The sequence below is a fragment of the Spirosoma sp. KNUC1025 genome (assembly GCF_045160025.1).
GTDB lineage: Bacteria > Bacteroidota > Bacteroidia > Cytophagales > Spirosomataceae > Spirosoma.
The window spans coordinates 557,704-574,556 of sequence record NZ_CP087139.1; the positions used below are offsets into that span (position 1 = coordinate 557,704).

Below are 16,853 nucleotides of genomic sequence, written 5' to 3' on the forward strand. Positions count from 1 at the left end.
AGCAGTTTTCGATAAGAAACCGATAATGGAGTCGCCTATCCGCTCCTTATCGAAAACTGCTTATTCATTTTACTGAATCTGAATTGTCTTTAATTGAGGGCCAAACCCCTTAATAATTAATGACTTCCACTTTTGGGTAGTTTGGTTTTAAGCTGAGTAATGCCGTTATCGGTAATTTCCAAGCCGCCAAAACCATTCAAGACTGCTTGAAGCATACCTCCTGCGCCTGTTGCAAAGTAGGGATTCGTTCCGCCGGCCGTTTCCGCCAAAACTCCAAATGGGGTACTTCATTCGGTTTGAAGCTCCGCACAAACCAATCATAGGCTTTATCGGACTCACCGAGCCTCGCATGCAGCGCTGCCAGAACAGACCATCCCATAGCGGGTCCTTCCGGCGAATAACGGGGTCCGTAATACGTCAAATCTTTTCTGATCGCATTCTCATCCGTAACAATGTGCAGCGGATAGGCCAATAGGTTCACATCTGCCTGTTTAATCATTACACCATCGTAGGTGCGGTTCTCTTTTGTTACGCCATCCGGAAATTTCAGGATAGGAATATTATCAGCCACAAGTTTCCAGTCTGCATTGGGCGTTACTCCCAAATCCTGTGCAGCCTGAATAGCGTACTGCAATGTGGTTTTTGCCATACCATTGGTGAAGGCGTTATCATCAATGTTTTCCTGCCATTCGTTGGCCCCAATCACATTATTGATGTGAAACTTTCCTGGTCCTTCGCGCTCAACGCGGCTAGCCCAAAAATCGGCAACTTCCTTCAGCATTGGATAGCCTCTCGTACGCAGCCATTCTTTATCTTTTGTCACCTGGTAATATTTCCAGAAGGCCCAGCCAACACAACCCGTTATATGATGCTGGAATGGGCCCGTCAATGCCCAAACTGGTGTTGCCTCCTGCCCATCAGCATCTGACTCCCAGGGAAACATAACACCTGCATAGCCATGACTGAACGCATTTTGTTTGGCCATCGCCATTCGTTCAAATCGATATTCAAGCATAGATTTGGCGATCTCGGGCTTCAGGGTCAGAATTGGGGGGTACATCCAGAGTTCGGTATCCCAGAAAACGTGACCATTGTATCCAAGTCCTGATAAACCCATCGGAGATAAGCTATACCCTGTTCCTTCTCGTACAAATGAATACAGATGATACAAGGCCGAACGCACTGCGCGCTGTGCATCGGCATCTCCGTCAATGACAATGTCACTCTGCCATAGTTTAGTCCACTCGGCGTTGTGCCGCATCAACAGCCGTTCAGTACGTTCGAGAGCTGCAAACAGCGTCAGCCGCTCAGCTTCATTATGCGGATCGGCCGTATGCGCAGTTGACGACACAGAACCAACAACGCTGAACCGGTAGGTCTCTCCCGCCTTCAGCCGTTTCTTGAACTTGGCAAGATGCATGTTATAATCCCAGTCTTCGTGGATCACATCCGGCTCCTGGCCGTGCGGTTCCTCAAAAATAAAGCTCGTCGATGCCGCTACGGTATGGCGGCCCGTGGGACTTTTCGCTACCGATGTAAGCAGACGAATCGTTACGTGCGAACGATCTATTTCCGAGTAAAAATTCTTAACTTCTTTCAGGTTTTCGGGCGTCTCGATGACGCTCATTGGCATAATCTCGCAGTCTTTCTTAGCCTTTATCTCAACCATAGTAAGTTCTGAAAAGGGTAAGTGACGTAACGCCATCATGGTTTGCTGAACACTGACTTTGTCTTTATAATCGAACGTAGTAGTCAGAGAGGCTTTTTTCATGTCGAGTACCTGACGATAATTGGCAATGTCCTTCGCCCCAATTCGCTGCCCGTCTACATCAAGGTTCATGTTGGCAAAGTTGAATACCTTTAGAATATTCGATACCCGCCCTCGCCCGTAGGTGTCAAAAGCGCCGTTCAACACAACGTCTTTCACTTTCATAGGCTCCGGCGAGGAGACTAAGCCAATCATTCCATTGGCAACTGTAATTCCGTAATAATTAGCCGGATTGATAGCCTGCGCTGTGATTTGCCAGGCTGCATTGTCAGGTTGAGCCTGTGCTACGGTAAACAGCCCACCGGACGTTAACAGCATACTAAGCAGTACTTGTTTTATTTTCATAGGTCTATCATAGGTGAAATAAAGCCTAAAAATAATGCTATATGCGAGTATTTACCAACTTGATTTGTAGATAAGGACAGTCGAGACGATTACTTAACCAGGCAATCTGTTGAGCTCTAACATACCTGAGCTAAGAAACACCTTACCATTTCTCCTCCCGACAAACTTCAGAGCGGAACTGAAACAGCTATCGACCATGCCGATGCGGCCTGCCAACCCGCACCGGACGCCCTCTACCACGCATTATCCCCCCAACAGTCCACCCGAATCGGTACGCATGAGTCCAAAGCGTAGGTATATACCGTAAAAAGTTTTGGAAGCATCAGTTGTTTCGCTGCTAAAATCATAATAACCCGTAGTCAGGCCAATACCGACACGAGGGGCAATCTGTGCAATAATGCTATACGTAAGCTCTAGCATCAGACTTCGCTGCTTATCAAAAACGCGCCCGGCACCAATGGTCATCTCGTTGGCAAAAATGCCATAATTGGCTACGTCCATTGTTACCCTGCCTTCCAGAAAGAGCGTCGTATCGGGGCGGAGGGAATTGCGGCCAAAAGAAATGCCTAGATCGATCACATTGAATGACTTACCAATTTCAATATTCTGGGCAATACGGTCCCTTGGGCTACCAGCACCGGTATAAATTGAAAAGGGCGTAGTGCGAACGTAGATCGGAGCCGCTTTAAAGTTGAAAATTGAGCGCGTCGAATCTTCTGAAGACCGGCTTATCAGATAATACGTCTGTTTTTTCGTCGTATCCGCCTTTGCCGATTGAGCAACCAAATCCGTGCGGACAAGCAGGTTAATAAGCACAAGTGCTAATTGTACATATATTCTCATGGCAAAACGTCAGGAATAGAGTTGAGATACCCCAATTACAAAAAAATCCCGCTTTTCTGAAGCGGGATTTTTAAAAAGTTTTTGCTGATTATCGATTCGCTACTGTGGCCTTCTGCGCATGAATTTTTTCAATGACCCATTTGCCTACTTTTTCGCCTTCTGCCTGCCCATTCACCAGCGCCGACCGGTAGTGAATGCCGCCGTACATCCGGCTAATTGAGGCTTCGTCGGCGGCATTCCGGAATGATTTGAAGGAACGTACACCATGCCCATACTTAAATTCGGTAGAATCCGTAAACGCAATATTGTCGCCCATCAGATTGGTTAATACCGTAGCGGCAGCTGTCGAAATGACGCTATGCCCACTCGGGTATTCAGGAAACGGCGGTGTTTGCAGAAAAGGTGTCCACTTTGGATCAATGTATTTATTGATAACGGTTTCAGGACGTACCGTTTTGCTCCGGTATTTTTCATCCCAGCATGAAATAAATCCATCGCTCAGCGCAAAGGAAGTAAGGGCGTAGGCTTCAACGGTCTTTATCATCGACAGCTTTTTCTGGCGGGCTACGGTTTGCGCTATAGCCAGCCAGTGCCCACCGGGTGTCATCTTTTTACTGGCATACATAACGTGTCCCGCTACGTTCATCACAAACGCATTGTCATCCCAAAAATAAGCGATATCCTGCTTTTCCTTATCCAGGTTTTTGCCCGTCTGGTATACTTCATTCAGTTCTTTTTCGTAAGGGCTCCCCTTCGTCAGGTTATAAGGTAACGGGCGGGGCGGCATAAACTGGTTGCAGGTGTCCATAGCCCAGCACCGTAACTTATTCCATTGCGGCTCTGCAGCGTCCATATAAGCGGGTGGCGTTGGTACCCAGCTTCCTTCTTCGTTGGTTACGGTATGCTTAAAGCCACGCGTTTGTTTATAGCTGTCTTTGGCAGCATAATCCAATACGTGTTTGGCTACAGCCTCCCCATAGGCCATCGATCGTTCGTAGACCTCATCAGGAACACCATCTTTCTTGTACTGTTCGTAAAATGGCTTTTCAAATTCATCATAAAATTCAACCGAAAACGTCAACGCACGGGCTACGGTCAGAAAGGCGTGCGTACTAGCTAACGGGAAGCAATATTCTTTTCCGGCTTCAGGCTTCGGACCTGCCTGAAACCGCTTCAGTTTACCGCCCAGCGATTCATACTGTACATCAAATGGTGTGAGCGCTTCATAACCAGCCAGATTAGCGTAGGAGTAAATTCGACTAGCTACGGGAGGCGAAAAAATATCGTGAACAACCACCTCTGTCAGCTTATTGAGCGCGGCATTGTAGTACTCAACGTTAGCAGCTTTGGCGTTGTATTCAGACGGAGAAGCGGGCTTCTGACAAGCAGCCAATCCAAGCAGGAACAAAACCAGCAGGTAGCTTAAGCGAAGCGAAGATTTCATAAGAAACTGACAAGTTAAACGGAAACAAACCCCTATTGCATCTGTTTTGCAATGACAAAAATAACGGAATTTATGGGATAAAAGTAACAACACATGTTAGCTTCATTTAACCAGTAATGGCTTAAATAATTGTAAGCCAGCATTATTTCGTGCCACAAGAAGTAAAGTACCCCGACTGGTTTTTACTGGCTGAATATCACGAATCTCGCCATTGAGCAGGAAGCCAGAGTCTATCGGCGACAGTGCCGTGAAGTTTCCTTTGCCGTCATTACGTAAGACGAGGCCATAGCTAGCATCGTACCGACCCTGATACGTACTTACTCCGTAGAAATTGCCTCCACCCAGTACGTCCAGATCACCATCCTGGTCGAAATCAATGGCTTGCAGGGCAAACAACTTGGATACCTGTGCCATTACGGGCAGTTCATGCACAATAAATTTTCCATTCCGGTTTTCCAGATAAACCGATGCAAACTGATTGACGGTATATTCATCAGCTCCTTTGAGCTCGTCATCTTTTACGACTTCATTCAGCGTTTTTCCGGCAAATGATACGTAATCCGTAAATCGTTTGTTAATAATACCCGGCATCTGCTTACCTAGCTCATCCTTAAATGCCAGCGGATACCATTCTTTACCTCGGTTATAGGCAATAATCTGTTCTGTGGTCTGATTATTATCTATGTCTTTCACCCACATTCGTAGCTGTGAATCAGGAAACTTGCGAAATTTCGTATTCTTACCAAGATTACCGGCCACCAGGTCAATATCGCCGTCCTGATCAAAATCGGCCGCTATGATACGTTGGTAAAAACCGTTCAGGGGCGTTTCGTCGGACGTAATGGATTTGACTTCATCAAACTTACCCGCGTTGTTAGCAAATATGCGCACGGGCATCCAGTCACCGGCCAGGATCAGGTCGGTATCTTTATCGCCATCATAATCAACCCAGGCGGCATCCGTTATCATGCCAGCCTTCCGCAATCCGCTGGAAAGCTTTTCTGTCTGGTCGGAGAAATGTCCTTTCCCGTCGTTGATTAACAGATAAGAATTTGGCGATTTTCCGTAGCCAAACCCTACAACACGACCGCCCACAAACAGATCGAGGTCGCCATCCCGATCAATATCGAATGGACGAACACAACTTTTGTTATCATACATCGGCGGAAGAGCACTGGCTGACCTCGTGAACTTACCCTTTCCGTCGTTCAGATAAAGACGGTCAACTTGCTCAGGCATTTGCCCGTAGAATTCATTCCCGCCCGACACTACGTAAAGGTCTAAATCTTTATCTCCATCGGCATCGAAAAAGGCTGCATCGACATCTTCATACGTAGAATCATTCACGAAATCAGGTTGCCGAATCGCCTGGAATCGGCCGCCGGGCTGTTGAACTAACAAACTCCCCGCCTGCCACTTCGCGCCACCGGCGTATATGTCATCCAAACCGTCGCCATTCACATCACCAACCGCCAGATGAGGCCCTTCTGTTGATAGCTGAAACGGGATAAGCGGCTCGCGGACGTAATCGAAGTATTCTGTATTTTCTTTATGCCGATAAGGAATTGAATCGGCCGTTGTTACGTCGGCAAAGAGCGGCTGAAGGGAAGCGACCGTGTATCGATAGTGCGCGGCATCAAGCCGGGCATCCGCCTGTTTTAAGGTAAGCACCTGATTGGCTTTTACGTTTGTACGTCTCTCCATTTGCTGATTCGGCCAGATAACAACCAACGTATCGACCGTATCGTGGTGCCCAAGACCAAACAGCAATTCGGGAGCTACCGACGATTCAAAACCCCGGGTTGGCATTAACTGCTGCACCAACGTAGTGTCGCTGTATTTCAAAATCACTTTCGCGCCGACTCCAAATGTATTGAATATATCACCTTTCAGTTTAACAGTGAGGTATTTGTTTTCCGGAAACAGTTCATTGGCTTCGTTCCGATAGAGCCCAGCCGGATCGTCTATATTGTTGGTAATCAGGTCCAGATCGCCGTCGTTATCCAGATCCGCATAGGCGGCACCATTCGAATAATTCGGCGTTTCGAATCCCCAGGCAATCGATTTATCGTCAAACGCCAGCGAAGACGTTCCCCGAAACAGGTAATTATGCACTTTCCCTTCGGGCATCAGCTTAATAGCCCGTTCATCGAGTGTCCGGGATGTTTCCATGGCATACCGGAGCGAATCATCAGCCGCAAATTTTACGTAGTCGAGGTTATTGGGCCGGTGAACAATACCATTGCTGATAAATAGATCTTTTATGCCATCATTGTCATAATCGGCCAGCAAGGGCGACCAGCTCCAGTCTGTAGCAGCGATTCCGGCCATAGCTCCGACATCCATAAATTTTTTACCCGCAAGATTTAGCTGAAGGCAGTTCCGGCTATACTGATTCATATACCCATACGCCAGTTTATACAGGTAAATATCCAAGGGATCTTCGCCCAACGACGATTTTTCGATGGTTTCGTCCTCCGGATACATATCGAGCGTAACCACATCGGCGAAACCGTCGTTGTTGACATCAGCAACATCGTTTCCCATTGAAAAACGGCTGGTATGCTGAAATGCTTTTTTTACGCTTTCGGTAAACGTACCGTTTTGGTTGTTGATGTAATAGTAATCGTCTTCGTGGAAATCATTGGAAACGTAAAGGTCTTCCCATCCATCATTATTCAGGTCGGCCACCGAAATACCCAGGCCGTATCCCATAGCGGCACCAAAAATTCCGGCCTTTTCACTGATGTTGACGAAGCGTGGGGTGCGGGACTTAGCGTTTGGAGCAACGGGTTGCGGTTTTTCGCCTTTCTCTGAGCTGCTAGTCCGTTGTTCAACGCTCATGTTCCGGTATAAATAATCGCCCGACTCATTATGCCGTAAACTGCGCGCCGATACGCGGTCATAGCTGCGGGACGTATGTACGGCATGGTTGAGCAGGTAACAGTCCAGATCACCATCGTGATCGTAGTCGAAAAAGGTGGCCTGTGTTGAGAAACCGGTAAAATCCAGGCCATAATCTGCGGCTTTTTCAGAAAATGTTCCATCGCCATTATTGATGTACAGTTCATTTGAACCCTCCAGCCCGCGAAAATTACCAACGGCACAAACATAAATATCCAGGAACCCATCCCCATTGACGTCGGCCATTGTGGAACCGGTCTGCCAATCCGAAAACCCGGCTACGCCCGCTTTCTCAGTAACATCATCGAACTTAAAATTGCCTTTATTGAGGTATAGCCTGTTCTTTCCCTGATTAGACACAAAGTATAAATCCGTCAGCCCATCATTGTTAATATCACCCGCCGATACGCCACCGCCATTGTAGAAATACAGGTAATCCAGAATGTTCAGTTTCTCGGTTGGAACAAGGTGATTGATAAAACCAACCCCCGTCTGAGTGGAATCAAGGGTTTGAAAGAGTTTTTTTTCAGAGTTAAATGAATTACAGCCTGCTAACGTCAGTAGACCAGCAGCCAGAAATAAAGCAATACGTTTCATTGTGGTTAATGGATAATGTAGCATGAAAAGAAGACGTGCTGCACACATGGTGCCTCATTCCTTTTTCATTAAAAAGAGCTGCGCCCGGTCGTTATTTTTAGCCAACACAAGCTGTCCCTGCGCAAGCCGGGCTATATGCCGAACCTGTCCCCGCACAAAAAAGCCCGATACCGAGGGGTTAACGGATTGGTAATTGATCGCCCCATTTTTCGCCTTTCCGGTATTTTTCAGTACAACGCCGTAACTGGCATCATATCGGCCAATTTCAGGAAGTACGTCCAGGAAGTTACCTGTTAAAATGAGATCCGTACGTCCATCGTGGTCGTAGTCGGCAAACACGGCTCCGCAAACCGGCGAATACTGAGCCTCGTTCGGTAAGCTTTGGGCGGTTAAATTGCCCTTACCATCATTCAGAAGCAACATGGTCTGGGCTGTAAATGCCTGCTTGACAACCGCCTGTTTCAGTTGATCTTCATCCAGTATTTCATTAATTTTTTTACCCGCATAATCACCAAATTTCACAAACTTCTTCTTGATTGTCGGCATTTCCTTCTGCAAATCGCCTTTTAGCACCATTGGATACAGTTCACCGGTTTCATCGGCGCAATTTATAATTTGCTCAACTGTACCGTTATGATCAAAATCACCAACGTAGATTTCAGCAGGAAGCGTTTGGGTCGCTTTGATACGTGAATTCAATCCCAAATTACCCACTACCAGGTCCAGGTCGCCATCCCCATCAGCATCGCCTGCCGTTACGCAGTTCCACCAGCCATTGGTTTTCACGGCTTCACCTTGTTCATTTTTAATTGAAAACTCTGGATTCTGACTCAGTTTTCCCCGCTTGTTGTCAAATACCCGGATGGCCTCCCAATCACCAACGACAATCAGTTCCGGGTACTTATCGCCATCCAGGTCCGCCCACGTTGCGCCGGTTACCATACCTAATTGGTCTGCATCGGACAGAAAGCGTTTGGTATAATTTTTAAAATTGCCGGTCCCGTCGTTGGTAAGCAGATAACTGGCGGGGTTACGGCCGTACTGACCCGGAATAAGGCGCGTACCAACAAACAAGTCGATGTCGCCATCCTGATCAAAATCGGCAGCGGCCACACAGGAACCGCTGGCTTTCAGGTTTGGCAAACCGGTTTCGGAGCGTATAAATCCCCCTTTCCCGTCGTTGATATACAGTCGGTCGAGCAATTCCTCGGCTTCGTTCTGAAATTCGTTACTGCCTGACACTACGTAAAGATCTAAATCCTTATCGCCATCGGCATCGAAGAAAACCGCGTCAACCGCTTCATACGTTGTATCCTGCCGCATAATGGCTGGTGTTTTATTGATAAACCGGCCATTGCTTTGCTGTAAAAACAATTGCGACGAATGACCGCTGGCACCCCCAAAATAGACGTCGTCCAGGCCATCGCCATTTACATCTCCGGTTGCTAATGCGGGACCTTGAGTAGACTCCTGTTGCTTGAGGAGAGCGTCCCGGTTGTAATCAACGAAATTACTTTCCGTATGCAGAAAATTGAGACCTGACGCAGCGGTATTATCCCGAAACACCAGATTTTGCTTTATGACCAATGGTTTCCAGAGTTGAGAAGCATCCTGCTGGCGAAGGGTGAGCATCTGATTAGCTTTGGGCTGACGTAGCGTCTGCATTCGATCATCCGGCCAGATAACGACTACCGAGTCGATACGTTCCCGAGTGCCCAAACCAAACACCATATTCAAATCCACAGACGATTCAAAACCTCGGTTAGGCATTTGCTGCAGTAATTGCTCTTGACCATTCTGATACACAAATACCCGTGCGCCGATGGCATTCCGGTTTTGGCCCGTCCCTTCCAGCTTTACTTTCAGATAATTTGTCTTATGCTTTTCGACTGACAGATTCTTGTAAATAGCTACCGGCGCGTTCATGTTATTGACAATCAAATCCAGATCGCCATCATTGTCTAAATCGCCATAAGCGGCTCCGTTTGAAAAATCAGGCTCTGCCAGTCCCCAATCAACGGCTTTATTGGTGAAGTGCAGGTTACCCTCATTGTGAAACGCATAGTTGGGAACCGCTTCCGATGGGGCTTTATCCAGAAATTCTTTGAAGTTGAACGCGCGCTGCCGGGCAATCTGGGCCATGTTTTCCCGGTCGGCCAGGAAGTTCACAAAGTCCTGATTCGTTACGTCTTTAGCAATGCCATTCGCCACGAATACGTCTTTCAGGCCATCATTGTCCATATCGAAAATCAACGCGCCCCAGCTCCAGTCCGTGGCGTGAACACCGGCAAAACGAGCGATCTCGCTAAACGTAGGCAATCCGTTATTTCCGGCCTGATTTCCCAGATTCAAATGCAGCATATTCTGCATAAACTGGTAATGAAAATCGCGACCTACTTTAATCTGCTCCAGATCGTGTCCTTCATACGTGGATGTTTTCTTTAGCCGCTGGTCATTCCCCGGCAGCATATCGGTGATAAAAATATCAAGCTTTCCGTCGTTGTTGATGTCCGCTACGTCGGCCCCCATCGATGACAGACTGGTATGCGGCATGGCCTCTTTTATCGACTCTCGAAACGTACCGTCATGGTTATTCATGTACAGATAATCACGCTCGTAAAAATCGTTGGAGATGTAAATGTCCGGCCAGTTATCGTCATTCACATCGCCAATAGTGATGCCCAATCCGAAACCGATCAGGCTACCGTAAATACCGGCCTTTTCGCTGACGTCAATAAAGCGCGGGGCTGGGGGGCTGGCATTGTGGGCATTCTGTAGATTGCCTGCACCTTGCATCTTGCTCCCTGCACTCGTTTCAATCATCATATTTCTGAACAGCTTATGACCACCTAGCGAATCGCGTTGTGCCCGTAGGTTCGCATAAGCCAACTTACCAACCGGCATGAAACTGTTATTGAGCAGGTACATATCCAGATCGCCATCCCGGTCGTAATCAAAAAAGGCAGCATGCGTCGAATAACCCCGATCGGCTAAGCCATAAGCAACAGCCTGTTCTATGAAGGTAGGTACCCCATTAGCATCGTTCCCGTTATTGATGAAGAGTTCATTTGCCCGATCATCGCCATCACGATTACCGGCATTACAGACGTATAGATCAAGTCGGCCATCACCGTTGACGTCAGCAAACGTAGCACCCGTACTCCAGGCTCGCTTTCCGGCTACGCCCGCCTTAGTCGTTACGTCCTCAAACTGAATGGAAGGCGAGCTCTTACTACCCTTGTTCAGGTATAGCTTATTGTCGCCCATGTTTGCAATAAGGAATACGTCAGACAGGCCATCATTATTTATATCGCCAATGGCTACCCCACCGCCGTTGTAAAAATTACGGTAATTAAAAACATTAAAGTCTTTGTCGTCTGTAACGGTATTAGCAAAGTTGACGTGCGTTTCATCGACAGTCAGCTTTTGGAAGAGTGGGTCTGAAGGAGTCTGCTGGTCCGACTGGCAACTAGCTAGCAAGCCAATTAACAGGAATAATAAACTGATGCGCATTAGCACAAATACAGAATTAAAAGAACGTATTCTTACAAAAGAATCAATAAAAAACGTGAGGAGTAATGGCAAAAAAGGACTACAAAGGTAACGAATTCTGAGGGCAGATACGGTATAAATTGGCAATTAAATGGCTTTTAATCAGCTCTAAAATGAAAAGAGCAGGCTTATGAAAGCCTGCTCTTTTCGCAATAATTCGGGTGGTGAATTAATACCCAGGATTTTGCTTCAGGTTCGGATTCAACGACAACTGATCTTTTGGAATTGGGAACAGCTGACGGAAATCCTGCGAAGCGGGTTTAAAGCGCCACGCTTTTGTGTACTGCCCAAACCGAATCAGATCCTGACGGCGGTGTTGTTCCCATGCCAGTTCGCGTCCACGCTCAGCCAGTATTTCGTCCAGCGTAAGGGTTGTGTAATCTGGCATACCAGCCCGTTTACGAACAATGTTAAAATCAGGTAGTGCAGCGCCTACATTACCTAAACGGAAGTTAGCTTCGCCACGCATCAAGTATACGTCGGCCAGACGATAAATTACAAAGTCGTTGTCCTGATCGGTAAAGGTGTTATTTGCCTGAATTTGATATTTCTGACTCCGAGCACCGGCTAACCGGCCATTTGCACCGGCATCAAAAACGAACGATTCAACTTCGGGTCTGAACACCATTGGCAACGCATCATCCATCAGAGGTTTACCAGCCGCATCATACTGCTGCCCGACAATCCATTGCTTTTTCCGCAGATCTTTATCATCAAATGAATTGTAAAACTCTGTTACCGTAGCCCAACCATTCCAGGGAGCTGTTCCCAGGTTATAGGTCAATTGGTTCAGGTAGTGAAGTGTTTTCATTTGTACGTTCATCCCAGTCCGTTTCGATTTATCGAAGGGAGTTGCCAGAATCGTTTCCTGAGAGTTCTGATTCTGCGTAGTGAAATTGCTAAGATAGTCCCCGGAAATCTGGAACTTTCCAGATGATATCAGATTCGTGCAACGAGTAACGCAATCAGCCCAGCGAGGAGTCCCCGTATAGACTTGCGCATTCAGATACAATTTGGCCAGAATCATATCGGCCACATATTTATTCATGCGGCCATAATAAGAACCACGAGGCTCAGCGCTCAGATTTGGATAAGCAGCCAGCAATTCCTTTTCTACGAAGGCGAACACCTCTGCCCGAGTACTTTGCTTTGGGCTAGTAGACGTAACAGCGTCGGAGATGATCACATTGCCAAACATATCCATTGCCTGATAATGGAAAAACGCCCGCAGAGCCCGTAACTCAGCTTTGGTATTAGCATCCGTAATGGTCCCTAACTGCTGGTTTATACTGGTGATGTTGTTGTAGCACCAGGTCCAGGGCCCGTTGAACTGACCGTTATCTGTAATAGGGTCCCACGTATGTTGGTATAACCGTTTCCAGTTATCACTATCTTTCCAGTCACCACCCCGGGTTGGAACAATCTGCTCGTCTGTAGTGGTGTTCAGATTGGATACACTCCCATAATAGTCGCCAAGACCATTGTAGAGAGGGCCAATCAGAGCCGCCTGTTGAGCGGCTGTGCTACCAAACGTACCGCTGGTCGGGATAACGTCATAGGTTGTTTCGGTCAGATCTGTACAGGACTGGCCTGCCAGCATCAGTGCCGAGCAGCCCAGAAGCAATTTTATATTTATTCGTTTCATAGAAATTTTTGATTATTAACTAGTTACAGCGTTAGCTACTCGATATGATACTAACGTTTTGTCAACTAAATAAGATTTAACAAATCGAATATGTTTTTGGACAATATTCGATTTGTTAAACAAAACCTGTTTAGAAGGTCAGATTAAGCCCTAGCTGGAACGTACGTGTTTTAGGATAAACAACGTTGCCATAGCCACCTCCATCTAAACCAACGGCATTAGGTGCCTGTTGAATCTGACTGCCGTTCGTTTGCAGGTCAGCTTTTACCTGTAATTCAGGATCGATACCTTTATAGCCGGTAATGATAAACAGGTTATTACCACCCGCATAAATCCGGGCGTTTGTGATGTACTTGCTGGCTGGTAATGGAATGTTGTAGCCAATCTGCCAGTTATCGAACCGCACAAATGAACCACTCTCCAGCCAGTTTGACGTCAATACGTTAACACCGTAGTTTTTAGGATAGTCCGTTACGCCTTTCAGCATATTGGTTTCCAGAATCGAACCTGGAATCAACAGGTTCGACCGTATCGCATTCAGGATGGTGTTACCAAACGTTCCGCGCAATTGGAAGTACAAATCGAATCCTTTATAACGGAATGTGTTGATAAACGAGGCATTCAGGAACGGCTGTGGATTACCCTGTTTAACATAGTTTCCTGAAGCAACCCCAGCAGCCGCATCGGCTTTGCCTACCTCGGTTACCGGCGTATCACCAGAACCCGCTTTCAATAAGGGCTGACCATCGGCGGAGTAGCTACCCGTAAACGTAGGTACGTTGTTAAATTCGCCCAATGGCTGACCTGGTACCAGATACGAAGCAAACACATCGGACAGACCGCGACCATTAAAGGCGTTGAAACGAACCTGCCCGTTGCTGAACTCAGCATTTGACAGCGAAACAATGGTGTTTTTGTTATAGGCACCTACAACCCGTGAATTCCAGGAGAAATCACCTTTCTGGATTATATCGCCACCAAAAGATAGTTCAACACCGCTATTCCGCATTGAGCCTACATTCGCCAGAATCGTATTGGCAAAATACTTAACACCATCGGCAGGTACCGAGTACGGATAGAGCATGTCTTTGGTCAGTTTGTTATAGTACTCTAAAGTACCCGAGAAACGACCGCCCAGCAACTGAAAATCCAAACCAACGTTCGAGGTTGTCAGTACTTCCCATTTCAGGTTGGGGTTCGCGTTTTGCGTAATACCATAGCCTGGCAGGAAGTCGCCCAGCGTACCATCGTAGTAAGTACCTTTCTGACCGTACAACTGAATCGAGTTGTAAGCAGCAATACCTTCTGAGTTACCCGTTTGGCCATAACCAACACGCAGCTTCAGGAAGTTAAGCGTATTGCTCTTTGGGAAGAAGGACTCATTGGTAATGGTCCAGCCTGCACCCACAGATGGGAATAATCCCCATTTGTTGTTAGCACCGAATTTCGAGCTACCATCCCGACGCAACGTAGCCGTTACGTTGTACTTGTCATTCAGATTCAACGTAGCCCGTCCAAAGAAGGAGATCAACTTCGCATTATTGCGGTACGAGGTAGCATAGTTGTTAGCAGGGCTAACCAGCGTACCTGAACCTAAGCCCAGGTTACTATAGTTGATATCAGGCGTCACAAAGCCACTATTGGCAGCACCGAAGCCATCGTTATCAAAGTTTTGGTACGAATAACCAGCCAATAATGAGTAGTTACTGTTCTGGCTTCCAAATCCTTTGGTATAGTTGGCCGTTAGTTCCAGCAGTCGAGTATTACTTTCTGAAAAATTCCGGCTTGCGCGACCATTGTTAGCGGCAAACGCTTTAATGGCTGGGTTGGTGTAAAAGTTATTGACGGTGTTGTCCCGCTGTATCTGACCATTAACGCCAACTGTTAATCCATCAAGGATCTCATAGCGCAGGTTCATACCACCCTGCAAATAGCGCTGTACACCGTTATTGATAACGTTCTCCAGCATAGCAACGGGGTTGAAGAGGTCAAAACTACCACCAACTTCATAATACGAGCCATCGGCGTTACGGACAGGCAAGGTTGGCAGGAACGTAACAGCACGGCCGATGATGCCACTGTCATACTTTTTGTTCGTTTCGGAGTACGACAGATTGTACTGAACGTTCAAGCGATTGTCGAACGCTTTCTGATCGAGATTTATACGACCGGTTATACGATCCAGGCCCGTAGTTTTGATAATACCGTTTTGATTGATATAGTTGAGCGAACCCCGATAGCTGAACGTCGGCGAACCACCCGCGATAGAAAGATCGTGGTTGTTGACAGTTCCATTCTGGGTAACTTCCTTCGTCCAGTCGGTATTGTAATTTCCATCTGGGAAACGCTGCTTATCGTTTAATGCCGAAGCTCCTTTAATTTGAGTAACGGCATCCCGATAACCTTGTGCGTCCAGCATTTCATACCGTTTGGAAATGGTCGATACACCTATGTAGTTATTAAACGATACGCTCGTTTTGCCCGACTTACCACGCTTGGTGGTAATCAGAATAACACCATTAGCCGCCCGTGAACCATAAATAGCGGCAGCTGAGGCATCTTTCAATACGTCCATCGACTCGATATCGGATGGCGAAATGGTGTTGATCGGTACACCAATCATACCATCGACCACATAAAGCGGATCACTACCACCAGCCAGCGACGTATAACCACGCAGACGAACAGTCGGCTGCTGGTTCGGATCACCCGATGGGGCTGTGATAACCAGACCAGCTACTTTACCCTGAATGGCTTGCAGTGGGTTTGGGTTTACACCAGCATTGAAATCTTTCGAACTAACCTGTGCTACTGAACCCGTGAGGTCTTTACGCTTGGCTGTACCGTACCCTACAACCACAACTTCTTCCAGCGCTTTTGTGTCATCGGCCAGCTTCACATCCACGCTCGATTTGTTGCCTACAGCTACTTCCTGGCTAGTATAACCAATAAAGCTCAGTACAAGCGTTGCGTTGTCGGGAACATTAGCTAACGAATACTTTCCATCAGCGTCGGTATTTGTACCGCGCTGCGTTCCTTTAATCTGCACACTCACACCCGGAAGGGAAGCGCCCGAAGGATCGGTCACTCGTCCTGTCACGGTACGTCCTTGCGCCCATGCTACTGAATTGCCCAGTAGCAGTATCATAGCCAGCATAGATAGAAAGCCAAACAGGGCTTTCCGTCCTCGTGACTGAGGTTGAGAGCCCTCAACCTGACCTACGTAGCCGCCAAAGCGGTTCATGTTGTAGGATTTGTCCATCATAGGTTTACAGTAAAAATTAAACATAAAGTTATTGTCTGGTTAAGCCTATCAACTATGTTCCTAAAACTATGTTTTCTCCTCGATTAATCCTAATTTAAAACAACAAAAAATGCCAAATAAGCGCCTTATTTGACTTTTTTATTGCAACATGAAGAGATATTATAGCATGTAAACTTGAACCATTTGGCGAATTACATAATGTTACGGGCAAAATACAAATAGCATCATGTTAAAATTTGGGCAGTTGCCGTCAAAATCGTATCATAATATTTCTTAAATAAATGCAAGCTAATAGAATTATTTAACGATACGATTGATTGATTTTTATTAATATATCTTTATTATCAGTCGTTTAACTTATAAAAATTCTATTTGGAATTAGAACTTATTTAATAAAAGCCTCAAATCTATTTTTATCAGGGGAATCAAAAAAAATGTAGTATTTACATCTAATTTTGTCTGTCTTATTTTATTCGCTGACGTTCATTAG

At 46.6% G+C, this 16,853-nt stretch carries 6 protein-coding genes and 1 pseudogene; all 7 read right to left on the minus strand.

Annotation, left to right across the window (positions count from 1 at the left end; all coding sequences use genetic code 11):
* Positions 1-69 precede the first annotated feature (69 nt).
* Positions 70-2,086 (minus strand): annotated as a pseudogene (locus LN737_RS02510) (glycosyl hydrolase family 95 catalytic domain-containing protein).
* Between the two features lie 270 nt (positions 2,087-2,356).
* The gene (locus LN737_RS02515; RefSeq protein ID WP_405515933.1) at positions 2,357-2,956 is read right to left on the minus strand and encodes a hypothetical protein; all 600 of its coding nucleotides are present in this window, start codon (positions 2,954-2,956) and stop codon (positions 2,357-2,359) included.
* 88 nt (positions 2,957-3,044) lie between these two features.
* Positions 3,045-4,400 carry a vanadium-dependent haloperoxidase gene (locus LN737_RS02520; protein WP_405515935.1) on the minus strand — a complete coding sequence of 452 codons (1,356 nt, stop codon included), beginning with the start codon at positions 4,398-4,400 and terminating at the stop codon, positions 3,045-3,047.
* A gap of 102 nt (positions 4,401-4,502) precedes the next feature.
* Positions 4,503-7,901 carry a VCBS repeat-containing protein gene (locus LN737_RS02525; RefSeq protein ID WP_405515937.1) on the minus strand — a complete coding sequence of 1,133 codons (3,399 nt, stop codon included), beginning with the start codon at positions 7,899-7,901 and terminating at the stop codon, positions 4,503-4,505.
* 54 nt (positions 7,902-7,955) lie between these two features.
* On the minus strand, positions 7,956-11,414 hold the full coding sequence (locus LN737_RS02530) for a VCBS repeat-containing protein (RefSeq protein ID WP_405515939.1): 3,459 nt from the start codon (positions 11,412-11,414) through the stop codon (positions 7,956-7,958).
* Between the two features lie 208 nt (positions 11,415-11,622).
* The gene (locus tag LN737_RS02535; RefSeq protein ID WP_405515941.1) at positions 11,623-13,098 is read right to left on the minus strand and encodes a RagB/SusD family nutrient uptake outer membrane protein; all 1,476 of its coding nucleotides are present in this window, start codon (positions 13,096-13,098) and stop codon (positions 11,623-11,625) included.
* 130 nt (positions 13,099-13,228) lie between these two features.
* Positions 13,229-16,363, minus strand: a complete 3,135-nt coding sequence (locus LN737_RS02540; RefSeq protein WP_405515943.1) for a TonB-dependent receptor — start codon at positions 16,361-16,363, stop codon at positions 13,229-13,231.
* Positions 16,364-16,853 lie beyond the last annotated feature (490 nt).